Annotated in this window: 23 protein-coding genes; 12 read left to right on the top strand and 11 right to left on the bottom strand. The window is 44.0% G+C overall.

What is annotated here, in order from left to right; genetic code table 11:
• Positions 1-290: 290 nt before the first annotated feature.
• Positions 291-1,034 (top strand): two-component system regulatory protein YycI, encoded by a 744-nt coding sequence (gene yycI, locus IEW26_RS22610; RefSeq protein WP_145405233.1) that lies wholly within the window; start codon positions 291-293, stop codon positions 1,032-1,034.
• Between the two features lie 6 nt (positions 1,035-1,040).
• Positions 1,041-1,847, top strand: a complete 807-nt coding sequence (locus tag IEW26_RS22605) for an MBL fold metallo-hydrolase (protein ID WP_111269826.1) — start codon at positions 1,041-1,043, stop codon at positions 1,845-1,847.
• On the opposite strand, the gene IEW26_RS22600 is transcribed toward IEW26_RS22605, so the two are convergent.
• Entirely contained in the window at positions 1,816-2,028 is a 213-nt protein-coding gene (locus IEW26_RS22600) for a hypothetical protein (protein ID WP_090923564.1), read from the bottom strand. The two genes, IEW26_RS22605 and IEW26_RS22600, sit on opposite strands and share 32 nt — an antisense overlap.
• A 622-nt stretch (positions 2,029-2,650) precedes the next feature.
• Between IEW26_RS22600 and IEW26_RS22595 the strand changes: the two genes are divergently transcribed.
• From IEW26_RS22595 to IEW26_RS22575, 6 genes are all read left to right on the top strand, one after another.
• On the top strand, positions 2,651-3,928 hold the full coding sequence (locus IEW26_RS22595; RefSeq protein ID WP_188594007.1) for a S1C family serine protease: 1,278 nt from the start codon (positions 2,651-2,653) through the stop codon (positions 3,926-3,928).
• Between the two features lie 489 nt (positions 3,929-4,417).
• Positions 4,418-4,942: a hypothetical protein gene (locus IEW26_RS30430; RefSeq protein ID WP_229729981.1), complete on the top strand. Its 525-nt coding sequence runs from the start codon at positions 4,418-4,420 to the stop codon at positions 4,940-4,942.
• Between the two features lie 269 nt (positions 4,943-5,211).
• Positions 5,212-5,379, top strand: a complete 168-nt coding sequence (locus tag IEW26_RS22585) for a CxxH/CxxC protein (RefSeq protein ID WP_090923561.1) — start codon at positions 5,212-5,214, stop codon at positions 5,377-5,379.
• A gap of 140 nt (positions 5,380-5,519) precedes the next feature.
• Positions 5,520-5,642: a hypothetical protein gene (locus tag IEW26_RS30585; protein WP_268237071.1), complete on the top strand. Its 123-nt coding sequence runs from the start codon at positions 5,520-5,522 to the stop codon at positions 5,640-5,642.
• Positions 5,643-6,442: 800 nt separating this feature from the next.
• Entirely contained in the window at positions 6,443-6,922 is a 480-nt protein-coding gene (rlmH, locus tag IEW26_RS22580; protein WP_188594006.1) for a 23S rRNA (pseudouridine(1915)-N(3))-methyltransferase RlmH, read from the top strand.
• 121 nt (positions 6,923-7,043) lie between these two features.
• A complete protein-coding gene (locus tag IEW26_RS22575; RefSeq protein WP_188594005.1) occupies positions 7,044-7,424 on the top strand; it encodes an Imm1 family immunity protein in 381 nt (126 codons plus the stop codon).
• A gap of 747 nt (positions 7,425-8,171) precedes the next feature.
• Here the strand turns inward: IEW26_RS22575 and IEW26_RS22570 are convergent.
• The 7 genes from IEW26_RS22570 to IEW26_RS22540 are packed head-to-tail and all read right to left on the bottom strand — an operon-like array spanning position 8,172 to position 15,423.
• Positions 8,172-9,191, bottom strand: coding sequence for an endonuclease/exonuclease/phosphatase family protein (locus tag IEW26_RS22570; protein WP_188594004.1), 1,020 nt, complete (start codon positions 9,189-9,191; stop codon positions 8,172-8,174).
• Positions 9,172-10,224, bottom strand: coding sequence for an NAD-dependent epimerase/dehydratase family protein (locus IEW26_RS22565; protein WP_111269821.1), 1,053 nt, complete (start codon positions 10,222-10,224; stop codon positions 9,172-9,174). Before IEW26_RS22565 ends, IEW26_RS22570 begins: the two co-directional genes overlap by 20 nt.
• A gap of 4 nt (positions 10,225-10,228) precedes the next feature.
• On the bottom strand, positions 10,229-11,227 hold the full coding sequence (locus tag IEW26_RS22560; protein WP_188594003.1) for a glycosyltransferase family 2 protein: 999 nt from the start codon (positions 11,225-11,227) through the stop codon (positions 10,229-10,231).
• A gap of 6 nt (positions 11,228-11,233) precedes the next feature.
• Positions 11,234-12,094, bottom strand: coding sequence for a glycosyltransferase family 2 protein (locus IEW26_RS22555; RefSeq protein ID WP_188594002.1), 861 nt, complete (start codon positions 12,092-12,094; stop codon positions 11,234-11,236).
• Positions 12,095-12,134: 40 nt separating this feature from the next.
• Positions 12,135-13,445 carry an oligosaccharide flippase family protein gene (locus tag IEW26_RS22550; RefSeq protein WP_188594001.1) on the bottom strand — a complete coding sequence of 437 codons (1,311 nt, stop codon included), beginning with the start codon at positions 13,443-13,445 and terminating at the stop codon, positions 12,135-12,137.
• A 38-nt stretch (positions 13,446-13,483) separates the two neighbouring features.
• Positions 13,484-14,419, bottom strand: a complete 936-nt coding sequence (locus IEW26_RS22545; protein ID WP_145405138.1) for a decaprenyl-phosphate phosphoribosyltransferase — start codon at positions 14,417-14,419, stop codon at positions 13,484-13,486.
• A gap of 41 nt (positions 14,420-14,460) precedes the next feature.
• Positions 14,461-15,423, bottom strand: coding sequence for an aldo/keto reductase (locus IEW26_RS22540; protein ID WP_188594000.1), 963 nt, complete (start codon positions 15,421-15,423; stop codon positions 14,461-14,463).
• A 417-nt stretch (positions 15,424-15,840) separates the two neighbouring features.
• Here IEW26_RS22540 and IEW26_RS22535 point away from each other — a divergent pair, with 417 nt between their 5' ends.
• Positions 15,841-16,122, top strand: a complete 282-nt coding sequence (locus tag IEW26_RS22535) for an alpha/beta-type small acid-soluble spore protein (protein WP_188593999.1) — start codon at positions 15,841-15,843, stop codon at positions 16,120-16,122.
• A 40-nt stretch (positions 16,123-16,162) separates the two neighbouring features.
• Here IEW26_RS22535 and IEW26_RS22530 read toward each other — a convergent pair whose 3' ends face one another.
• Both IEW26_RS22530 and IEW26_RS22525 read right to left on the bottom strand, forming a co-directional pair.
• Entirely contained in the window at positions 16,163-16,729 is a 567-nt protein-coding gene (locus tag IEW26_RS22530) for a DUF4062 domain-containing protein (protein WP_188593998.1), read from the bottom strand.
• A 202-nt stretch (positions 16,730-16,931) separates the two neighbouring features.
• Complete coding sequence (locus IEW26_RS22525; protein ID WP_188593997.1) at positions 16,932-18,956, bottom strand: right-handed parallel beta-helix repeat-containing protein; 2,025 nt, start codon at positions 18,954-18,956, stop codon at positions 16,932-16,934.
• A gap of 586 nt (positions 18,957-19,542) precedes the next feature.
• Between IEW26_RS22525 and IEW26_RS22520 the strand changes: the two genes are divergently transcribed.
• Positions 19,543-19,935, top strand: coding sequence for a hypothetical protein (locus IEW26_RS22520; RefSeq protein WP_188593996.1), 393 nt, complete (start codon positions 19,543-19,545; stop codon positions 19,933-19,935).
• A gap of 162 nt (positions 19,936-20,097) precedes the next feature.
• A complete protein-coding gene (locus tag IEW26_RS22515) occupies positions 20,098-20,751 on the top strand; it encodes a phosphodiester glycosidase family protein (RefSeq protein WP_188593995.1) in 654 nt (217 codons plus the stop codon).
• A 181-nt stretch (positions 20,752-20,932) separates the two neighbouring features.
• On the opposite strand, the gene IEW26_RS22510 is transcribed toward IEW26_RS22515, so the two are convergent.
• Entirely contained in the window at positions 20,933-21,907 is a 975-nt protein-coding gene (locus IEW26_RS22510; RefSeq protein WP_188593994.1) for a YndJ family transporter, read from the bottom strand.
• 405 nt (positions 21,908-22,312) lie between these two features.
• Here IEW26_RS22510 and IEW26_RS22505 point away from each other — a divergent pair, with 405 nt between their 5' ends.
• Positions 22,313-23,641: an SMI1/KNR4 family protein gene (locus IEW26_RS22505; RefSeq protein WP_188593993.1), complete on the top strand. Its 1,329-nt coding sequence runs from the start codon at positions 22,313-22,315 to the stop codon at positions 23,639-23,641.
• The last annotated feature ends 15 nt before the right edge of the window (positions 23,642-23,656 follow it).

Genomic DNA, 23,656 nt, shown 5'->3' with positions numbered 1-23,656 from the left:
TCTAGGGTACTCGTCCGCGCTGGGCTAAATTCTAACGAATCACAGAGACGCTAAATGCCGGATTTTCGGGAGTTGGGCAATCTAACGATTCCTGGTGACGCTATTTCGGTAGAAATGGGCTAAAAACGGTGAAAACATGTGAGGAATCGCGAAATAAGGCTTCTCTGAATCGCTAGAATTAAACCGAGCGAAAAATGGGGCAAATAAGGCTCCTACGAATCGTTAGCCTGGAGTGCAGCGTTGTGTGGATTGGTTGAACAGGGATCAAACCAAAAGAGGAGGTGAAGGTTCTGGATTGGGGACGCGCGAAAAATGTATTAATCTATGCTTTTCTGCTGCTGAATCTGGTGCTGGGGTATCAGATCTGGATGGATGCGCGGGAGACGGCAGGGGCCAATCTGGACTTCACCTCGCTCGCGGATAATACGCAGCGGGCTATGGAAGAGAAGGGTATCCAGGTGCTGGCACCAATTCCAAACGAGACACCGAAGCTGCCGAAGCTGTCCTATGAGTTTATCGAAGAGGACAAGTCGGGTATTGAAGTAGAGCTGGAGCAGCCGGTGGACAGCAAGCTGATTTTCTCGCCAAGCGAGCTGGCGGATGCGCTGCAGGCGGAGATTCCGCAAATCGGCACGTATCGGCTGGACCAGCTGATGGCGGAGGATGGGGCATTTGTGCTCCACCCGCTCGTGGACGGCAAGTGGCCGCTCTTTAACGTGAGTCTGGAGCTGTTCTACAGCGATCAGAAAATCACGGGATATCATCAGACTCCTGTGCGGATTACGACCGCCGAGGAGAGTGATCAGCAGGTGCTTCCGGCGTCGAAGGCGCTGGGAACGCTGATCGAAAACTTTTTGCCAAACGATGCAATTGTGAAAGATATACAGCTGGGCTACTACGGCCAGTTGTTCAACTCAGATATACAGGTAGCGATGCCGGCGTGGCGGTTCGTGCTGGAAAGTGGCGAAGTGTTGTACGTGCAGGGCATCAGCGGGGATGTATTCAGTCCCAAGTCAGACAAACCAGGGGAGTAATGCGTTATGGGGATATATTTTACGGTGTTATCCAGCGGTTCGACAGGTAATGCCACGGTCATTCAGCATGGGGGCACCTCACTCATGATTGATGCGGGTCTCAGCGCGAAGCGCCTGGAGGCACTGTTTCTGGAACGGGAGATTTCGGGGACGGAACTGGACGGCATTCTGGTAACACATGAACATTCGGACCATATTAAAGGACTAGGCGCGATATCTCGGAAATATAATTTACCGATCTATGCAAACACGAATACGTGGGCGGCATTGGAAAAGTCAGTCGGAGCCATTCCCGAGGAGAACCGGCGGATATTTGAAACGGGTGAAAAGCATGATTTTGGCTCGCTGCGCGTGGAATCCTTCGGCATTTCGCATGACGCGGCTGAACCGGTAGGTTACACGTTCGATGATGGAAGCGAGAAGCTGTCCGTGGCGACAGACCTCGGTTATATGAGTGACAAGGTTCGCGATGCGATCTCCGACTCGGATGTGCTCGTGCTGGAGGCGAATCATGATGTCGAATTGCTGCGCATGGGACGGTATCCGTGGAACACCAAGCGCCGGATTCTAAGTGACATCGGGCATTTGTCGAATGAAGCCGCAGGTGCGGCGCTTAGTGAACTGATGAACGGACGCATCAAGCGCACGTATCTGGCACATCTCAGCCGGGATCACAATATGATGGACTTGGCGAAAATGTCGGTGCGTGATGCGATGGAAAGCCGGGGCTGTTTTTATCGGGATCATGAGTTCAAGCTCTGTGATACGTATTATGATCGTCCTACACCATGGGATAGGGTGGGTGAGCCATAAAGCTGTCCAGTTCGGCGGCTTTGCGCTCCACTTCCTCACGGGTCAGGATGCCTTTATCTATAAGCAATTCAATGATGGTGCTGAGCGCCAGTGTATTGCGATAATGCTCTTCTTTGAGATCGGCCAGCTTGGCCGCCATATGCACTTCGTCCATAGCAGTGAGTGTTCGCGTGCGTTCCATTGTGGAATCCTCCTTCGTTCTATGAAGCTCTGAATTGTTCTTTTACTATTATTGTAGTCAGGCTTGGTGGAAAACATTCCTCTTTTTGCCGCTAACATTCTCCGGGCAGGGTGTGTATGCTAAAACAGTAATGTTCGGACGGTTGTTCTGATGATGAATGGAAATGAAAAATATGAACGGCAAATGAAAAAGTTTGATCATTTAGCAAAAAGTACGCTTAGGGAACCCGGTTTTGTGGTGATAAATACTATGGACCTTTATTGTTAAGTGAGTTATTGGCGAGAATTTACGTTTATTTACGTAATTATGCAACTTTTCGGGATTTAAAGTGTTTAGTATAATAAGGAGCATTGTGATTTTGGCTGTTTTGCGTATGAAATGGAATCTCGAATCTCGCAGCAGCATGCGAGAGCATGATTGATAGAGCATACAGGATGGAATGTCATTCTGTTGTATATAAACGCTCGTGCCCGGCATGATTCCGGGATGAGGCGAAGTACAGGACCATTTTGTGAAAATGCAAAAAAAGCATGGGGAACAGGGGGAGTCTTCTCTTTTTTCATGTAATAACTGGGCGGCAGTCAGGGTCTTGATGCGTGACAACGAAGGGGAGAGGATCACGATGGGATTGTTTGGAGATGATTTTTATTCAACCAAGGTATCAAGACGCGCCGAACCTGAACAGAAAGGCAAACTTCAGATTATCCGTCCGGGAGGCGGACGACGCACTCGTGATCGCTGGAGCAATCCGCGCAGGTCACGCTCGGAAATCAGTTCGACCGTCAAGGTGGCGGTCATCAGTTCGGTGATCAGCTCCATCGTGACGGTTACGTTGTTCAGCTTTATTAGCCAGCCCTCGGCACAGCTGCCTTTAGCCAATGCTGCCGGTCAAGGCGCTGGGGTGGCACAGACAACACAGGCGGCTGATCCTTACGACCGCATTATCACGGCTGCAGCAGAGGTGCGTCCTTCGGTGGTCAGCATCGTGAATCATAAAACAGGCAGCAGCCTGTCCATGGATGATTCCGCGCTGGGCTCCGGGGTTATTTTCAAAAAAGAAGATGGCAAAGCCTACATTATGACCAATCACCATGTTGTGGAGGGCGCCAGTGATCTGGAGATCGTGACCGTGGACGGGGAAACACATAAAGCCAAACTGGTGGGCAAGGACCGGGTGAGCGATATCGCGGTATTGTCGACAGAGGATAAAGGACTGGGTGCAGCGGCGAAAATCGGTGATTCCAGCAAGCTGCAGCGTGGACAGACGGTGCTGGCTATCGGTAATCCGCTGGGTCTCGGCGGTACGCTGACCTCCGGAATCGTGAGTTATACGGATCGTATTCTGCCCGTATCGATCAACCAGGACGGTGTGTACGACTGGGAGCAAAATGTTATTCAGACGGATGCTGCGATTAACGAAGGCAACAGCGGCGGAGCTTTGGTTGATCTGGACGGGAAAGTCGTAGGCATCAATACGATGAAAATCTCGGATACAGGCGTTGAGGGTCTGGGCTTTGCGATTCCGATGAATGAAGTGATGAAAACGGTGGATTCATTGCTTCTGAACGGCAAAGTGTCCCGTCCTTATCTGGGGGTATACACCGTTGATCTGAGCAATCCATATGCTCCACTGGATGATGAACAGCGTAAAGACCTGAAGCTGCCATCGCACGTGGACAGTGGTGTAGTTGTGCTGGAGGCTTCCGGCCCGGCATCCGAGGCAGGTTTGAAGCTGAATGATGTCATTACGGAATTTGACGGGCAAAAAATTACCTCTACGCTTGATCTGCGAAAATTCCTGTACGATAAGAAAAAGATCGGTGATACGTTAGAGGTCTCGTTCTATCGGGACGGTAAAGCAGAGAAAGTATCCGTGAAGCTGACGGATAAGCCGGAGTAAGGCTCTGAGGCGGTTATGACGGTGATTCTCACATTGCTTTGTGGAATGGGCTGTTGTGTTGGCTTGGCTGAAGCGATGATTTAGTTAAAGGCAATACGGAAAGAGTTATTCATAGAGAGAGTGATCAGAAATTCTGACCACTCTTTTTATATTGATGCTGCACAGGGGCGGGTACGAGGGCGAACGGGTGTATTTTTAGAAACGAGTCTTTGTTTGGCGTGGGGTGCATACCAGTAAGGCAGGGTGTTGTGAACGGATGAACAATAAAATGAGATTGAGGATAGAGACGAGGTTGTCAGCGTGTTAATATGTAAATTTTGTTGAATGCTTGGGTGCTTCTAATCAGGAAGTCCCGGAGCCAAAGGCGCAGATACATTTGTTAGCCTGTATGGTAAACTATTGTCAATGTGTTTACATAGATCGTTGATTCAAATAACAGCTGTATAACGTGAGAATCGGCTGGCTAATCTGAAAATGGAGGGATTCAAGATGAATCTGTTGAAGAAAAAGGTACTTGGCGGAACCAGTTTGGCCTTATCCATGCTGATCCTGTCCGCATGTGGATCGGAAGGTACTCCGGCCACACCTGTAGATACGAGTGCGCTGCAGGACAAAATCGCGGGGCTGGAGAAAAAGCTCACCGAACAGGGAATTAAAAGTGATGAACAGGCCCAGAAAATTGCTGCGTTGGAGAAAAAACTGACAGAACTTGATGCAGCTGGGGCAGCTGTTGGACAAGGTGTGAACGGTCAGACACCGGCCAGCGCAGGCAATAACGGCTCCGCAGGAAAAGGGGATGGGGTGCTGATTACATTTGCCCAGTATGAGAAGCTGGAGGTTGGCATGTCCGTGGAAGAGGTCATCGAAATTCTCGGCGGCGAAGGTGAGGCGCTAAGTGAAGCGGAGAACATGGTCGTGTATAACTATAAAGGCACAGGTGGCAATGGTGCCAATGCCGTGATTGCTTTTCAAAGCGGGAAACTGCTTACGAAGGCACAGTCGGGGTTGGAGTAGGGTGGGAGAAAGAGTTAAGATAGGGCATTCCTGCAGGGGTACTGGAGTTGAGGTATAGTTGAGGGAATGCTTTTTTATCATACGGGAAAGATTGTTGTGCTAGAGCTGGAAGAGCCTTGTCAGTTCAAGAATGGCAAGTTTTTGCGCAGATAAGCGATGTAGGGGTTTCTTTTCCGCGGCAGGTGTGATAGAACTGAGAAGTGGCTATCCTGTAGGATAAGCGGTTGTGAATCGGGAACATAGCTGGTGACAGAAAGGATGCTTGACGGATGTACGTTGTATGCAAAGAACACGTGGACATTGCCATCGACATGTTTGTAGATGAATATGAGGACGCTCCGGATATCGTGGATCTGAAGGAGACGGAATTTGCCGATTGGGACCCGCCTGCCAAATGCGCCGAGTGCGATCAGCATGCGGAATTCCTGGTCGTTTAGCGTACTGTAGATCAGGCCGCCGGGAGTGCTATCCGATGCTGCTATAAGATGTTGTTGTGCATGGTGTAGCAGCTGTAGTGCTTCTGGCGTTAGACTTGGTTCGATCCGGTATGAACATCACAGCAAGGTGGAGAGAGAGCGTGTTGAGCGCTCTTTTTGCATTTGTGGGGAGCGAGCGGCTGTGGCGGGGTGTGTTGGCGAGAGAGTGGGCTGGAGCATGGGTTAGTGAAGAGAGCATACTGGGGTGCGGAAGTGCGAGTTGACGCTTAAGGTGCAGGTGTAGTTGCAGGTGCAGGTGTAGATGTAGGTGAGATGTGGATGCAGGTGTTGACGGGTGCAGATGGGGCATAAGTGTAAATGGCTTGGGAAGATTCGTGGTGTCTGTGAACGGTGTGGATTGTAACGATTCTGAGAAGCCTTATTTGGGTGAAATGAGTGTGTTTGAAAATCTAACGAATCGTAGAGGCGTTATTTTGAAGAATTCGTCTGAAATGGACTATAAAAAGCTGTATTTGGGTGAAATAGCGTCAGCTGAGATCGTTAGATTTTAAATGTGGGCGATTTGGGCTGAATAGGGTTTGTGGGAATCGTTAGAATCTGGAGAGCTGGGGCTGGAGCAACAACTTGGCTGGATGCTCGGGGAGAGCGGTTGATGACGTATCGGGAATAGGGAGTGTGGCGAGGTAAAGAAGTAGCTAATGAAGGGGATTGAAGTTTGAGGAAACGGGGCTGCTCGCTGCAGGTAAGTTTGGGAGATGCTCCAGGGTGCTGCGAAAGAAGATACGCTAATGAATGCAAAAGTTGTGGTTGAGCAATCTTGTCATGATGCATGGCGCCGCGTGATGGAAGCAAATGGGTACAGAAAAGGTGATTCTCATGAACCTTACATATCGTACGAGGAATAAGTAGCATGCTGTGGAGATAATCTGGAGCAGCTCTTGTATAGGCTGACCATATTATCATGGAACATGGCAACGCGTGCTAGGAAATGAATGATGCAATTGAAGCATCTGGTGTATAGACAGCTTGTGTGCAAGAACGACGACTCAGGAGGAATGATCATATGTTGATTCAAATTATAGGCGTAGGCAAATTGAAGGAAAAATATTTAACGCTGGGCATTCAGGAATATGCCAAGCGTCTCGCCCCGTACATCAAGTTTCATATGATCGAGGTCGCAGACGAGAAAGCGCCCGATACCCTGAGCGAAGCTGAGGTACGGGCGGTAAAAGAGCGCGAGGGCGAACGCATTCTCGCGCATGTGAAGAGCGAGGCGCACGTCGTCGCGCTCGCACTGGATGGCCAGCTCTGGAGTTCCGAGGAGCTGGCTACGGAGATCGACAAGCTCGGCACGTATGGGACGAGCCATGTCGTGTTTGTCATCGGAGGGAGCCATGGGCTCTCCGATGAGGTGCTGCGCCGCGCGAAGCAGCGCTTGAGCTTCGGGCGCATGACCCTGCCGCATCAGCTCATGCGGCTGGTGCTGGTGGAGCAGATTTATCGCGCAGTGAAGATTAATCGCGGTGAACCGTATCATAAGTAGGGCGAAAAATTGGAAATGAGGAAAAATAAGTAGGGCTTTCAGACACTTCTTAACTTAAGTACCTCAAGAACTGTATAGGTGAGAAAATCCTTTTTTATGTTACTGAAAGTAGGTCTTACAAATGTATGCTAATGATTTTAATGGAGAAATTGTAATAAATACAGAATCGCAGGTAGTTGAGTTTATTCGAAATCGTCCAGCATTTAATGCCAATCAGTTTATTTTTACCTTTGAAGAAAGTGGTGTCCCTCAATTATGTGCTTTTGTTCGGGATGATTATTGTGTGTTGTATTTTTTAGATTCTGAACAAAAGGGAACTTTTGCTTCTTACGGTGATGACAATATTAGGGACGAAACGGTTACCTTTTACGAGAATGTTCATGGCGCAGAAGTAGTTTTAGCAAGTACAATGGTTATTACAGTTAAACAAATGACTGATGCGTGCACAGAATTTTTCAAGACGAAAACTCGTCCAACATGTATTAAATGGATGGAATTGTAGTTTATTAGTATATCGTTTTGAAGTTGCAGGATGGGAGGGCGGTTCCATGTAGTCCTTATCATGTCCGTTCATGGCGATTCGTTGCTTGGGCATTAGGAAAGGGTCTTTGAGTTGGACGTAAAATGGCTCGGCCAACTCGACGATGAACTTTCTGCTCTCACTCGGCATGACGCTCAGGATCACGACGTTCGGCTCTCCCAATGGGCGACCTAATAATCTCAAATATTAATGTCCCTAGCGAATCAACCGAGAATCCGATTTACAGCTTTAGTCGGTCTGTTAGGACAGTTAGGTGTTCAGTTTATAGTAACTTAACGACTTCAAATGGTTGAAGGTCTAAGTCCGTTGCAAGCGGGGTTCATTAGGCTCAGCATACCTGTCGAGGCTCTTATAGCTTGCTCAGTGGTTGGGAAGATGTTATATCGCTAGAGGCCGGTCGTACGGTTTTTGATGAGTCCTTTTTCACTATCCTTGGTTTTCCTAAGTCACTTTCTGTAAAAAAGTCTGCTCCGTGACTTTGGTTGGAAATCATGTGTGAGTAAGGCATTTAACAAAGGAGCGAATCTCCGGTTATTGGAGAGTCGCTCCTTTGTACTTCGGTCTATGGCGGCTTAATTCAGCAGATTATGGGAAAGCGAAAGCCATCCGATCGCTAGAATTATTTCTGATAATTTTCAGACAAGAACTGAAGCACGGCAGTAAATCTTGTTTCGAGATCCCTTTTTTTGAGTGTTTCTACAGCTGAGGCTACTTAAGCCGCAGCTTTACCTTCAGGGCCTTATGGTCAGATAGCTCCAATTGGGCAACGGCCTGGTAGGACTGGATTTCCACGTGCTTGTTGTATAAGAAATGGTCGATACGCCAGCCGAAGTACCCCTTGGTTTCCCAGGTGGTAGGGAACAGCTGTTTTGAATATTTGACAGCATCCTCTAATTGGTCTCTTAACGGATCAAGGCTGCCCATCAACAGCGTCGTGTTGAAGTCACCAGTAACGATCAGTGGTTCGTCCCCTGCTTGCCTGATAAAGTCTTCGATTTCATCTAACCCCTCGTTCCGGGAATGGTGTCGTAAGTTGACGAAGTTCCAGAATTCTCGTGAGATAATGCTGTGTCCCAGATCAACCTGGGGCTCCAGATGAACGCTCACCACATGAAAAGGTTTGTTATCAATCAAGAAGGTCAGCCAAAGCACCTGCTTGGTCGGGGATAATGTTTGCTGAGTCACTGGATATTTGCTAACAATGGCGAATTGATCCTTCGTTACCACGTGATAATCGGGAAATTGTGCCTGAAGCTCCTGATGTTTATCAATTAAATAAGGTTTCCAAACGGGCTTTTCCTGTAAATATTCATATTCTTCAAGAATATAAATGTCCTGGTTACTCTCCTGTAAAAAACGATACATCTGACCTGGCGGCTCGGATTGATCCCAGAATTCAGTATTCCAATTCATAACTTGAATTGAAGCTTGGTCTGATCCAAGGGCTGTGTCGGATAACCTCAAGGCATGGAAGTTAATGTCCGCCCGGGGGATAAGCAAGAGCATAACAATCAGGGAACAGCCGATTATGATTAACTTTCGCTTAGCCTTTATGGCTAGCAGTGCAATACAGCAGGGAAGCAGTAATATAGAAAAAGGTGGAACGCTAGCAGCTACATTCCACCACGGGAGCTGCCCCGCTATAAACCTATCGCAGATAAGTACAACGAGAATGGAGCCAAAAGCTACAATATGTTTCCAACGAAACTCAGAAAAAATACTTCGCATATTTAATGGCACCCTGTTTCCACAGTGTATTGTTGCCAAGCCCCGTGGCTGCATCCGGGTTTTTCTTCCGATCCTCCAAATACCAGTAATAATTCCGTATGAGGGAGTCTTTGTTAGAGAATTTCGGTTGATACCCTAACTGGTTGATGGCTTTATCTATAGAAACGTAATAGGGCTTGTTCAGTTTCTTATACAGTCGCTTGTAAAACGGGGACACTTTAAGTTTTTCCAGAATGGAAAGGGCAATGGTCATAGGGAGTGCGGGGAGGCAAATAATACGTTTGCCATAGCCCGCTTCCGTTAATACAGACTGGTAGTCCTCTCTAATGGAGGAGAACTCCGCAGCTCCAATATTGAAGAGGTCATTAACTTTGTCCCTGTCACCAGACATAGCCATGTATATGGCCTGGCAGAGGTCTTCAACATCCAATAATTGATAACGGTTCTTTCCATTCCCAAGCATAGGAAAGTTCCTTCCTTCACTGGCCCACTCATACAGAATAGCGAAGGTTCCCAGACGATGAGGACCCAAAAATGATCTGGGACGCAGGATCGGGACGCATTTACCCTGGTCGCGCCAGCTTGCGCAATGCTGCTCGGCAATGATTTTACCTTTATTGTAGGGGTCATAAGGGCTCACCTTATCTGTCTCCAGAATTGGTGATTTATCAGCCACTCCATAGACAGAAGTAGAAGAGATATAGACAAATCGTTGTACATTGCCCACTTCAAAAGAATTTTCTAATAGATTATCTGTACCGTTAATAATAATGTCCAATATTTCCTCATCCTCGAAGCTGGGGGAGGCTGAAGCGCAATGAAGCACTATATCTATATCTTTGATGATCTCTCGTACCTTGTTTTTATCACGAATGTCTCCGGTGATCGTTGTAAAAGCCGCAACATGCTCAGCAGGGTGCTGAATATCAAATAGAACCAGTTCATAATCATCGCTGTAATGTTTGTGAAGATAATCGACCAGATTGATTCCCAGTACACCGCTGTTTCCCGTAATTAACACTTTTTGTTTCATAGGATCACTCTCCATACTTGTATTTAAGCCGGAATTTTCTGCTCGTAAAAAATTCCAGAAAGCCCCTCACGAAACCCCAGAAGCATACACTTGTAATGATCCAATGGGTACCTATAAAGAAAAGAGTGAAGAAGAAACCTTTTTCTTTCAGCACGAAAGTATATTGTCCAAAATCAGAAACAATAAATAATAGCAGACAACCAAGGAATAGTAACAAAAATAATGGACTGAAGAAGGAGAAGGGCAATAGTACATTGCTCATTCCCACAAATAACATCCCGATTCCTCTCAGCGGTGTTTCAAAACCTTTGGTAAACTTCTTCCGGTGGAAGTAAAAAGGAACCCGCTGTCTTGCTCGTTCATGCATTTTTCTGGCCAACTGGCGCAATTCATGTTCATCATCGTGGTTGCCCATCACTTTGCGAGTCAGCAGCAGCTTATAGTTCAGGTTCAAACGGTGCCCGAATTCGATATCTTCGGAATTGTTCAAATTCTCATAGAATCCGCCCAGCTCATTAAAGACAGATTTCTTCACGGCTCCCAGCGAGAAAAAACCAGCGGTCACATAACCTTCAGAGCTGATTCTCCAGTAATAACCTTGAAGCGTTCGGTATTCCTCTACCAGACTGTCGTTGAAAAGTGCCTCTTTGGCGTAAATACCGCAGACAGAACCGAGCGAGGGATCTTTTTGGAATTCCAGAACGGTATTTTCAATGGCATCGGGAAATAGCGCTACATCACTGTCCAGAAAAAAAACAATTTCGCCCAGCGCATTGGCTACTCCGGTGTTCCTGGCTGCGGAAACCCCATTGTTCTTCGTCTGAATGATACGGCACGGATAGGCGGAGGCAATTTCCACCGAGTTGTCAGTACTGCCATCATCAACAAAAATGATTTCAATCGATTTATAGGATTGGTTCATTAGTGAATCAAGACATTTGGGCAGCGTTTTGGAATAGTTGTAGTTAGGGATTACCACGGAAACTAAAGGTAAGGTATCCAAGTAAGATCATCCTTTCACATGTTCGTTGGCCGGTTTACTTCTTACAACTTGCCTGTGGATGCTTAATCCTAATAGCTTCTGTTTAATATAAAAGATCAACAATATCCAAAAGGGCAGGCGGTATTTGTATTTATTCAGCATATATCTTAAATTCACTAAGGATTGCCTAGTCCTTTCTGCAACATTGAAGTTGCTGTCGTGAAGTAGATGATAACTGACGATGCTGGTGTCCTTTTTAAAGACGAGCCCTTCTCGGGATAAGCGAATGCCTAAATCCAGATCCTCATGGCCCCATCCCTTAAAATTTTCATCAAAGAGCCCAGCGTCTTGCAGTGCTTGTCTGGGAACGGAAACATTGCCGGTAAAGAAGGTCAGCCAGTTGAGTTTACCTGTTGGTTTAATGGGCAACTGCTTCTCTAGCCCCTGTTCCACTACCTTGGACTGTAAAAAGGATAGCTTGTCAGCAGGGGTTCCGGTATCAAACAACTGTGCGATTTCCTCTTCAGTGACAAGTGAATCTTTGCGTTCACCTAATACAATACAAGGGATGTTATGCCCATCTATATGCCTTTGCACAAAATCAGGGCCAGGAACCCGATCATCATCGAGGAAGATGACCAGTTCTCCTGTGGCTTTCTCAATTCCAAGATTCCTGGCTACAGCTCTTCCTACATTTTGTTTACATATTAGGTAAATGGGGATATACGAGAATTGAATTCGTTGAAACTCAGCAATCATATCCGGGTGGCACCCATCAAATACGATAATAACTTCCACCTCGTTATCAATCTGACCCTCTAACCCCTGCAAGGTTAACCTTAGCCGGGTTAGCTTGTCCTTGGTAGGAATAATGATGCTTGCTTTCATAGGCCGCCATCCTCCTTCATCTGAAATGATGAGCCTGAGGTCAGGATTCCACCACTGCAACTGATTTGATTTTTCGGTTTAGATACTGGGTTTTGATAACAAAAGTGAAAGTTCCGATTAATACCAACTGAATAACCAGAGTCGCGAGCATGGTTCCAAGTATTCCATAGAACTTGGTGAGGAGTACAGAGATGAGGATTAGAACCGGTAGGGGAATACCTAGCGTGATCAGACACAATAAGGCTCCTCTTTTACCTTCCACCGAAAATACGGAATGGAATATCCAATAAATAAAATGGAAGCCAGTACTGATTGAAACAATGGCTACATATAGCCAATTCAGTGGATAGTCTTTACCATACAAGAGAATTAGAGTGATACATAAGAGAGCATTTCCAACGATAGCTAAAGGTAGCAGCCAGGTAAGCATACTGAGAATGCGAGTATACACCTTGCTTTTCTCCAATAGGGCAATTGCGGGTAGAAATACAATGGCAAATACCTCATGGAACAGTAGATTAAAAAAGTTTCTCACATTCACTTGATATACGGAGTACATACCCACGTCATAGCTGGAGCAAAAGTAGTTTACGATAAATAAATCACTGGAAAACAGTATTGTGGAAAAAGACACGCTGACCATCGTGATCCCGCCGTAACGATAGAGGTGTTTGGCAGTTTTCAGGGAAAAGGATAACTTGAAATCCCGAGAAAAGATCCAGGCGATAAGAGTGAATATGATGAAATTCACGATAAGAGCAAGGATGAAAAAATTAAAACTATCCGATCTGAAATAACTTGCCAGTACGATCACAAAAAACACGGCTGTTCCAATCAATTTGCCGATGCTGAGCAGAAAAAATTTGTTTTTTGCCCGCAGAATGGATTCGGAAATGGTGGCAAAGTTAATGACCACAGCTAAAGCGATGCTAAGAACCCATTGCGTCTCGGAAATATGAGCAATAATAGAAAAGGCTTCACTGAGTTTTAAAAAGACGACAACAAACAAGCCCGCCAGAACCCCATTGCAAATAACAGCTGATCCGATAATTTGTCGTTCCTGTTCTTTATCGCTTTCTGGAAGGTACTTAATAATTGAAATATGAATTCCGAATACCATAGGGATAATTAGAAAGTAAGCAATACTCTGGATCATGGAAATATCCCCAAGAGCAACGACACCCAGTTTTCTGGCGGCCATGACTAAACCAACTACATTTAATACAGCGGATAACATTCTAAAAATAAATACAATCCCCAAGTTGCCCAGGAAATTTCTTATATTGCGGTTGTTCAAAATATCCGAGGACCTTTCACGAATACGTTTTCGAAAAGTTGGGTTTTTATTCATTTTAATTTATCCTATCCACACTCAATTTGGCCTAACGTTTAAATGAATAGATTGCTTTGCAAAGAGATGTAGACAATGACCCACAGCAGTACGGCAAAACGAATGGGTCTGTCTCTGAGCACAATCATCTCAGGGCGTTCTCCGAGATCTGTTTTACTCAACAAATACTGATATCGAAATATGCCGTATACAGCGATGGGGAGCGTTGCAATCATGTATCTAGAGTTGGCTTCAAAAATAGAAAAACAAGCGTAGGCTACGACTGTACATGAGGTTAGCATGGGGAGCATCTCGTTAATCAGACCAATGGAATATTCGCTAAGAATTTTGCGTGTATTTTGTGTCTGACCTGATAAGGTAAGGATTTCCTTCTTTCGCTTGTTAAACCCTAGAAATAAAGTGAGAAACGCTACGCTTAATAAAAACCAGACAGGGATTTTGTCGCCAGTGGTCAAACAACCAGATAAAGATCTAAGCACGAATCCTATGGAGATGATCAGCACATCAATAATGACAAACTCTTTCAGCTTAAATGAATAACTAACATTGAGAATGAAATAGATCAGGATAATAGCTCCGAAGATACTGTTTACAAGGAAAGAGAGAACTAAAACGCAGGGACATAATAAAATTAAAATCGTTAGGGCATGAGAGACTTTTATATCACCTGAGGCTAAAGGACGGAATTTCTTAACCGGGTGTCGTCGATCTTTCTCGATGTCTACCATATCATTCAGAATATAAACAGAACTGGAGATGCCGCAAAATAGCAAGAATTGTACCAGCGTCAATTGGATCATTTGGATGGATAGATGGTTGAAAGATAACAGTAAACCTGAGAAAACAAATGCATTCTTAGTCCAATGGTGCACTCTCAATAAACGTAAAAGAGGCTTTATCCTCTTGGACTTCTGCAAAGGAGCACTAGCTGATCCCAGTATGGGAACGGAGCGGATTATTTTTTCCCTATTCATAGGGGACACCTCTCACAATTCAAATTTAATCAGCTAATATTTTAATAGGTTGCTTCATTTAACCTTTTAATCTGTTCCTGAGTAAGCGTTACATTAAGTGCCTGCAGGTTCTCCTGAAGCTGTTCCGTTGAGCTTGCTGCAATTACTGGCAGGGTAACCGGGGAGTTATTCAGCATCCAAGCTAGGACAACCTGATTATGCGTTGCGCCCGTTTCTTTGGAGATTTCTTGTAAAACGGCAATTCTTGCCTCAGCATCTGGGCCAGTATATTGCACAGGAATCGGACGATCCTGGCGGCTGTACGCACCGCTCAACAGAGGCGAATAGGCAAGTAAAGCGATTTCCTCATGGGTCTCAATATATTTGAGCATTTCCTCCGAAACGCTAATCTGTACATCGAAGTCTGCGCCTGGTCTAGGGCGCAAATAGCTATATCTCTGCTGAATACATTGATAGGGAGCAAAACCGTGGGATTGACTAATACTTCTTGCTTCTTCAAGCCGCCAGGTGTAGTGGTTACTGCATCCGATGGCCCTTACTTTGCCGGATTGTACTAATTGATTGAATGCCTCGAGCGTTTCCTCCAGAGGGACATCCATATCGTCAATATGGGCATAATACAAATCAATATAATCGGTTTGCAGCCGCTTGAGGCTTTCATCGACCGCTTTATGAATGGCCTTTTTGGATAACCCCTCTTTAGCAGGAAAACCGCCACCGGGAATGGTTGGGTTCGCTCCAACTTTGGTTGCCAGAAAGATGCTATTTCGGTTATTTTTCTCCTTCATCCATTCTCCCAGCAAGGTCTCGCTTTGCCCGCCTACTCCGGCTCCATTCCAAAAGGCATAATTGTTGGAAGTATCCAGAAAGTTACCTCCTGCCTCCACATATTGATCCAGTAGTCGATACGATAAGCTTTTGTCGGCTTTCGTACCGAAGTTTAGACAACCAAGACATAGAGCGCTCACCTGCGGTCCTGATTTTCCTAAAGTAAGTTGTCTCATTTTTCTCCAATCTCCTTCCTGTGTAATTTCTCTCTTTACTACAACTCTAGCAGTTTGAAATTAACTTATAATAGTACTAAAGTTAAAAATTTCATTAACTGCTTGGGAATCAGTTTATAGGAGTTGCATACAACAGTCAAGATTTTTATTGCATAATATAGTTTTTTATGACTAAATATTACAAAAATCCGAATCAGTTTGACGGGAGATGGAGCAACGTGGCGTAAAGGTGATACGCAGATGATATTGCGATTCTAGCGAAGAGCAAAAACAGCTTCTACGTGTTTAGTAAATGAATCAAACGTTCTTTGATCAGGAAACAAGAGGTGATGATGATTCAACTCATACATTGAAGCGAATAGGGATGAAATTTTGTGCTTCCGGGCATGTTATGGAATAACATCAAGGGGGGCTGTTATGATGGCAAGAAAAAGGAGAAAGTATGCGGTGCCAGGGGTCGAACAGGGAATGCAAGCGTTCAAAGCAGATGTAATGAAGCGAGAAGGATATACTGTAAATCCGAATCAACCAGACGATGTAAAATACGAAGTGGCGAAGGAGCTTGGCGTGCCTCTGTACCCAGGAAACAATGGTCAACTGACAACCGAATCAGCAGGCCATGTCGGCGGCAAAATTGGCGGTTCCATGGTCAGGGAAATGATCCGTCTTGCTCAGGAGCAATTGGCGAACAGGGAGTAAACCTGAACTGAAACGTTCTAATAAGGATTTGCCCCCTCTTTCATTTGTTTTTCTCCAACTCCGCCTTTAATCTCGCATTTTCTTCCAACAGCTTTTGGACGTCCAGGACATCCTTGCCAGAAACCCAGCCATACAAATCGTCTCTCGCTGCATACGCTGGCAATTGATCATGAAGTACCATTTTAATGTGCCGTACATCCTCAACATAATAGATCGGGATTTGTTCCATGACGGATTGCTTAAATTCTTGAAACTCCCGATAGTATTCAATTGCTGCGAAATCGTATGGCTTTTGTCTTAGTGCTTCATCGGTGACAACAAAAGCAAATCTAGGTTTGCCCGCTTCTCCGGCATACTCATACTCCCAATGGATATAACTCTTGGATTCATCAGGAAGTGTTAAACCATAGAACCCTCCGAGAATCAGAACATATACATCGGACTCGTCGATCCATCTCTTTCTAATTTTCATTGGACTTTCCTTGAAAGATTGCTCGATTCCTGCAGGGATATGCCCGGCTTGAAGTACGGCTTCAACAGCGGTATGTCTTTCCTCAATAAGATCATAGTAAGTAGACGAAATGTAAATTTGTAATTTTTTTCTCATATGCCCACCCAGATTAAAGAGTTAGTATAATTAGAATCTATCACTCGCTCACATTATTTGTCAAAAGAATTGGGGAGAAATAAGGTTTAGAATCGTATTCCTCTTAGGGAACCAGAGACAACTTAGCCCGATTTAGCGGAATAAAGGCTTTACACACAAATAAAGATCCAATCACCTAGAGTGACTGGATCCTCGATAATAACTAAATTTTAAAATCAATCCTGCCATTTTCGGTTAATTCAAACGGACCAGGTGTGACATTCGCATCGGGTCTCTTTGTTCCGAAAAAGTCGGAGTCAAAATGATATGGAGTGCTGTCTGGTTCCTCATACTTCATATTGGCGTGATACGTTTTTCCAAGCAGGTCCGTAGTCACCAACATTGTATGGGTTCCTCGAAGCAATTCGGACTCATTGATCTGAATGTGGACCCTACCTAGTGCAGCATCAATCTCAACGTTTATACCCTTCTGTGTATATATCTTGGCATCTGATTCGTGACGGCTTGGAACTGCATGGTTAAGATATACATTTCCACCCATAGCTACCGGAAGAACGGCATTGCCTATAAAGAAATCCTTCGCGGCATCGCCAAGCTCAAGAAGCTCCTCTTTGGTATATTCCCACCATTTCTTATCTTTTACATCAGGATGTTGATCGTAGCCGCCCAGTCCCACAGCATGCAGATAACAAATAGAATTGTCTGGAACCCCGTCCATGACCGTCTTTCCGTCCTCCCCCACCTCATCCCTTGGTTTAAGTGGAAGATGCTCAAAGAAGGTAATAGGAACAGGTTCCTTATGCACATCGTTATCACCCAAAAAGATATTGTTGTAGTACCTGTCATCGCCTCCAGTGATATTGGAATATCCGGCCATGGCCGTCTCGTGCGGGAAATGATAAGGCGTGATACGGGTAATCTCGGAACGAACTACAAATCTGCCTGCAAATAAATTATGAGCAAATGCCCCGCCCTGGGCCATATTTCTGAAATTCATAGGAGAGAGAAATAGATTATGATCGACCATATAAGGACCGTGGCAAACCTCAACGAAGAGGTCTTCAGAAAGGTTGTCAAAAAATACATTACGGCTGATACGGGTGCCCTGTGCCTGCCAGTCAAGCCAAAGTGCACGGTAGCAGCTATAGATTGTATTTTCGCTAATTTGAGTATCCAGGGACGCATGCAGCTTGATTCCCGCTACTTCGGCACCGTGTCTGAGCCGTTTGTGATGAATGTTGTAAATACGGTTCTGAACAATGCGGCTGAAGGCAGCTCCCATATGGCCCACAATACCTGCCTGCTCACAATCATGAATCACATTACCTCGAACGATATGACTGCCGACGTTATCCTTATGCCAACCGGAGCGTAATGCTCGTAAAATAACCTCCTGCTCACGTTGAGTTCCGCCTTTACTTTGCTTCTCCAAAGATTCGCTGTGACCTGTACCAATTTCGGTGCCCAGGCTTATACCAACGCATTTAGATTCGCTGATTATATTGTTTTCAATAATCCAGCCCTTGCTCCAGTGAGGTCCGATCAAACCTTCTTGGTAGTCCGTAGGCGGCGCCCATTGAGGCGAGGCTTGACGAAGCGTGAAGCCACTTACGGTTATAAAATTGATTCCCGGTTTCTCAGGCCAGAAGCAATAAGGACGGACGTTAATTTCTACATTTTCTTTTCGAGGGTCTTTTCCGCCAAAATTAGCCCAGATTTTTGTTGTCGTAGAACCCACTTCTGCATACCATTTCAACAATGAATCCTTGGGATACTTGGCTTCGGACCAAACCTCAGGATTGAGAACGCTTTCAACACTATTGCACTCATACAATGATTTGCCATCCAGATATACATCGCCGAGATGAATCGGGAAGGGCCCGTCAAACAACCAGTCTCCACTGAGTTCCACTTCAAAGGGGTTACGGACGGAAAAGATGGAATTAAGCACTTCTGTGCTCCAAACGTTGTCTCCTTCAGAACTCCAGTTGGTAATCCGTTCAGCTCCTGTAATGACGACCTCCCCGTCTCCTGCGGATCGATATATGATTCGATGCTCTGCTGTTCCTCCATTAGCCGGGTTGACCCATTCCCTGTATACTCCCGCATGAACAATAACGGTATCACCAGCCATGGCATGAGCCGCAGCGCGTGATATGGTACGAAGGGGTTGCTCCGCTGTTCCTTTGTGGTGATCACTCCCATGTATGGATACATGATATTCCATAACAACGCTCCTTCTTCCTACCTTATATAAGTCGTAAGAATTGCTTACAAGCTGAAGGCAGGATATTTTTTTAAAATATTGTTGTATTAAGTCATTATACTAGAAAATATATACAATAGGAGAGATAGGAATATAGATGTTTTATGTACAAGTGCGTTATGATGTCATCCTAAATCGCAGAGTGACCGATAGATGATGAATGGGTGACCCCTTTTCCTACGCTTAAATTTCTGTCTCTGCAATGATGAGGAAATGAAGGTTTCCCTGTTACGTTGAAGCTTGATCTTAGAAGGGATAAAAGGTGTATTTGAGCCTTATTCATATCTTATAACTCCATAAGTTGTATTCTTAAGTATGATTTAAATAAAAATTCATTTCTAAAAAAGTTGATCTTTTTATTACAATATATAAATATTGTCAAGTTATAATAATTTCATAAAGAATGTCTTTCAGAGATGTAGAATAGCTCATTTAATTAGTGTATTCTTTTTATACTAAAGATTAATTTTTTATGTAAATCTAAATGAAAAAGGGTTTTTTTAATAGTAAATTTAAAAATCGTTTACAATAAGGAGCGCTGATCCTAATGAAAAGAACTCGATTTTCTATAATTATTCATCCTTTTATATCAATATTTATTATTTCCATTGTTATTGCAGGCGTCTTATTCTTTACGGAGACTAATTTGACTGGTGATTCCCCTATTAATTATTCTGAACAGGACAATTTCCTTATTTTTATTGTAACTACCTTATGGTTATACTTTACTTTTGTTGTATCTTTAGGAATAACAAGTTTACTTATGGAGTTTTTTGAAGTTAAACAAATTTTACGCGCAATTATTTATGTTGCCATAGCGATTATTTGTATGTTCCTACCTACGGTACTCAAAGAATATAATTGGTCTTTTATTGTTGTAACAATAGCTTTTTATATTATAGAAATTCTATGTATGAAGCGTACAACAAACAAAGATTAAAAAACAACCGGAATTATTTTTAAATCCGGTTGTTTTTTTTAATCTCATTTTACCTACATAGTGAGAATAAATTAGGAGGAATCAAATCTGGCAAATTATGAGTACTACACGTGGAAACACATACCTGCATCAATTGGTGAACAGCATGTAATCAAAACCTCTTTGAGTAACATTAAAACGGAAACTGTATTAAGTCCAGTAAGAAACACTAGCTATGTTGGTGTTAATGGTGGCTTTTTTGAGGCAAGTGATGGCTATACAAAGCCACCAACAAAGGGGGCGTCTATTGCATACTCATCTGTTGATGAGAACTCATCGGTAACTTATCAGGGTCGCACACTCAAGAAAAACTATTTATCTAATACTTCTGTAAATGGTAATGAAATCTCTAGAAAAACGGCTGTATTCTATCGAGATATGAATGGATCACTTCGTGCAACGCATCTTTATGTTAAGAATGTTAATGAAGTGTATCAATATTATCCCAAGCGGACAGTTGAAATGATTATTGGAGGGAATGATTATAATTTAGAGAACTGGGGTGGATCCTCAATAAAGGGTGAGGTGGGTTATTATCTACCTATTGCACGTACTGTATTAGCTTGGAAGAATAATGATGCTTATCTCATTGCTGGATCAGGAAGTGTTCCCTTTATGAAAGGTATTATGGATGACATGGGCTTAAATGCAGTTGATTCGATAATGCTTGATGGTTCAGGATCAACACAAATGCAAATCTATCAAAACAATAAGTGGAGTAGTCCAGTAGATAGCGACAGATATGTCTTTAATATGATTCGTCTTAAAAATAAATAGATTGTAGAAAACTAGAAGGTTACCTTACTATTTTCAATTAAGTTTACAAAATAGGTTTTATTATAGGACGACTTCCTCCGAGGGCATTATGGGGGGAGTCGTCTACTTGTCTTGGTATCAAAATTTATGCGGGATTTGGCTAATGTTAATTTTACTCTTTGCTCACAACAGAGAGGATCACTCATCTATTCCCGCAGGTAAGTTGTTTTTTAATAGAGTCCAACATGTACACCCAACCAATGAGTCCACATAAAACAAAACCAAAGGCATGCAGCGCTCCGTAAATGGGAATGAAATCGAGAATGGTCAAAGAAAATATTTTTTTCAGTAACGGATACAAAATAGATAGCACGATAACCGTATAAAAAGCTAAGCAGGAAAGACCTAAGAAGAAGGTTGCCTTCTTGTGTAAAGGATTTCTTCTCAAATACGAAAGGAGATAAGTTGTATAAACGACAATATTACAGGCGAACAAAGTGACACCAACGTACTCGATTGGCTTGGAGAAAATCATACCAATGGCAATCATTAGGGGTCCGATAATATCAATAGCAACGATCCACGGATACCAGCTTTTTTTCGTCATGATCCGTCCCAGTGCACCAATAAAAATCGGAACGATCGCAGATGAAAAATGAAAGTGAACCGAGCTTAACGCGTGAGTTGCGACACTAGCATTGAAGAGGTCCAATTGATATTGATATAAGGTAAACCAGATGCCCCCGATAAAAAAATAAACGAGTCCCGCGCCAATGGCTATTTCCGCAGCTTTTCCTTTAGCCATCACCATCGTGGTCAAGCCATAGATGCCAAGCAGTAGTGTGAACAGCAGCCAACCTAGGGAAAGCATGCCTGGGATGGCCGTGCCTTCTAATCCCCACTTCGTACTGCTCATTACCGAAATTAGCGTAAGAAGCGCTGCGGGGAATTGAAGCCATTTTATAGCGGCATAGACCGTTCGCTGCTGTTTATTCTTGTCATCATACTTCAAAAGCAAGATGACGAGAGGTACAATGACGAAGGCAGCAAGCAGTATAAATTTTTCAACAAGCTTGAATGGGAAGTAATCCAAATAAAATATTAGAATCGTCATGATTCCACCGGGAATCACAGGTACTAACAATGACTTCATCCGTTGCTTCAGAGAACGATTCATGGCGGTTCCTTTCTTAACTATGTATGGAGTATAAACTGCTTACAGTGTGTTGTGTAGTATCCTTTAGGACAGATAGGTAATTCTCGTTCAAGTTTAACACTACGTAGGAACAACTGGAAGTCGAGGGTCTATATGTTTGCCGGTGTTCATTGCGATTGAGGTTAATCGACGAGATAAACATTAGCTGCTCTTCATAAGGTAAGCTCGCGGTGCAAAATCTTCGATGTGATATAATGGGAAAAATCTACAGTTTAAAACGATTTATAGGGAAGGAATCGAACTTCATGATCATCGCTGCCCAGCACATACAGAGTATGTATGGGGAATACCGGTTTCCACATCTGCTGAAATTGCTGGATAAGCATACGAAGGAAGCCCGGCTATAACCAATTGGGGGAATTCAATATGTTGTTTCGGAAGAAAGAAACGCAGCTGGATCGAATAAAATACAAGCTCGAACAAGCCAAGCAAAAAGATGCGGCTTTTTTGGTGTTTGGATCATCTTCACACCAGTATAAGGTTGATAAAAAGCTTAGCACAAAAGAGCTTGCACAGTGGCAAGCAAACAACCAGGTCACACTCCCGGAGCCTTATGCGCAGTTTCTGACGGAAGTGGGAAATGGAGGTGCCGGACCGTATTACGGGATATATTCGATTGAGAAGGCAGCTTCTTACACGGCTAGTCATGCACTTACTACAAAATGTGTTTTGCACCCCAAGATGACAAAAGAGGAATGGAATCATCTTATCGAGCCCTTGATTAGTGATGAGGACATCTCCGATCTGGAATATGAAGCAGCCCGCGATCAGGTGCTGGGCGGTATGTTGTGCATTGGCACACAAGGCTGCGAATACGATATGTATCTCATACTTGAAGGCACGAATAGAGGGAAAGTCGTTTACACTTCAGATTTTCATCCGGATCATCCCTTTTTCTTTGTCTACGAAGAACACTTTCTGGACTGGTATGAGCGCTGGCTGGACGAAATTATTCTGGATTATGATATCACGTGGTTTGGTAGTCGAATGCCGGGTGATGAACAGGCGTTGATGCAGGTTTATCAAAACGCTACAGATGAAGAGATTAAAACTAAAGCTCTTGAGGGAATGTTCAAGTTTAGAAAAATCTCGCAGCCAACCATCGATTTCTTAACCAGCGTTGCGGAGCAAAGAGGAAATGATCGTACTACAGCCATTCAGTTAATTTGCAAAACTTCTGTTGACGCGGGAAGAGGATTTCTCCTCGAAATGTTGCGTTCAGAAAGAAACGAAGAGTTATTACAAGCTTTAAACATTCTGAACTGGTATGGTAAATCTGTTGATTTAACGGAATTTGTACAATTGATATTGCAAAGTCTTGACCGAGTTCACGAAGCGGAGACGTTACGTCATGTGGGGTATGTTTTGGAATCCTCCGGCGCGATTACACTCCAAAACTTTGCACCTTTTCTGTGCCACACCGACTCAAATATACAAGCTGCTGCAATCTATGCTACACGCAATTGTCCTAACAAGCAGGAGAGCTGGAAAGTCATTGAACAGATGTTTGCCGGCAGCAACAAACAAGAAGCTTTGAAAAATACAATTTCATATTGGGGACTTATTCCTCATGAAAAGTTATTGCCTTATTACAAGGCGGTGTGGCCTGAATATAAGAACCAACATCATTTTAGAGAAAAATTTACAGGTTGCTTGAAAGAGTTAGATTTGCCAGATGATTATTTTGACAAATAGAATGCCTTAGAAATA

The sequence above is a fragment of the Paenibacillus silvae genome (assembly GCF_014639235.1).
Taxonomy (GTDB): Bacteria; Bacillota; Bacilli; order Paenibacillales; family Paenibacillaceae; genus Paenibacillus; species Paenibacillus silvae.
This window is presented reverse-complemented; position numbering and strand designations above follow the sequence as displayed.

Coding starts and splice junctions, on each gene's coding strand:
- IEW26_RS22530 (WP_188593998.1), bottom strand. CDS start 16,729: ATGAGAAAAAAATTACAAATTTACATTTCGTCTACTTACTATGATCTT.
- IEW26_RS22595 (WP_188594007.1), top strand. CDS start 2,651: ATGGGATTGTTTGGAGATGATTTTTATTCAACCAAGGTATCAAGACGC.
- IEW26_RS22600 (WP_090923564.1), bottom strand. CDS start 2,028: ATGGAACGCACGCGAACACTCACTGCTATGGACGAAGTGCATATGGCG.
- IEW26_RS22570 (WP_188594004.1), bottom strand. CDS start 9,191: ATGCGAAGTATTTTTTCTGAGTTTCGTTGGAAACATATTGTAGCTTTT.
- IEW26_RS22565 (WP_111269821.1), bottom strand. CDS start 10,224: ATGAAACAAAAAGTGTTAATTACGGGAAACAGCGGTGTACTGGGAATC.
- IEW26_RS22525 (WP_188593997.1), bottom strand. CDS start 18,956: ATGGAATATCATGTATCCATACATGGGAGTGATCACCACAAAGGAACA.
- rlmH (WP_188594006.1), top strand. CDS start 6,443: ATGTTGATTCAAATTATAGGCGTAGGCAAATTGAAGGAAAAATATTTA.
- IEW26_RS22585 (WP_090923561.1), top strand. CDS start 5,212: ATGTACGTTGTATGCAAAGAACACGTGGACATTGCCATCGACATGTTT.
- IEW26_RS22555 (WP_188594002.1), bottom strand. CDS start 12,094: ATGAAAGCAAGCATCATTATTCCTACCAAGGACAAGCTAACCCGGCTA.
- IEW26_RS22535 (WP_188593999.1), top strand. CDS start 15,841: ATGATGGCAAGAAAAAGGAGAAAGTATGCGGTGCCAGGGGTCGAACAG.
- IEW26_RS22545 (WP_145405138.1), bottom strand. CDS start 14,419: ATGAATAGGGAAAAAATAATCCGCTCCGTTCCCATACTGGGATCAGCT.
- IEW26_RS22575 (WP_188594005.1), top strand. CDS start 7,044: ATGTATGCTAATGATTTTAATGGAGAAATTGTAATAAATACAGAATCG.
- IEW26_RS22540 (WP_188594000.1), bottom strand. CDS start 15,423: ATGAGACAACTTACTTTAGGAAAATCAGGACCGCAGGTGAGCGCTCTA.
- IEW26_RS22605 (WP_111269826.1), top strand. CDS start 1,041: ATGGGGATATATTTTACGGTGTTATCCAGCGGTTCGACAGGTAATGCC.
- IEW26_RS22505 (WP_188593993.1), top strand. CDS start 22,313: ATGTTGTTTCGGAAGAAAGAAACGCAGCTGGATCGAATAAAATACAAG.
- IEW26_RS22520 (WP_188593996.1), top strand. CDS start 19,543: ATGAAAAGAACTCGATTTTCTATAATTATTCATCCTTTTATATCAATA.
- IEW26_RS30430 (WP_229729981.1), top strand. CDS start 4,418: ATGAATCTGTTGAAGAAAAAGGTACTTGGCGGAACCAGTTTGGCCTTA.
- IEW26_RS22550 (WP_188594001.1), bottom strand. CDS start 13,445: ATGAATAAAAACCCAACTTTTCGAAAACGTATTCGTGAAAGGTCCTCG.
- IEW26_RS22510 (WP_188593994.1), bottom strand. CDS start 21,907: ATGAATCGTTCTCTGAAGCAACGGATGAAGTCATTGTTAGTACCTGTG.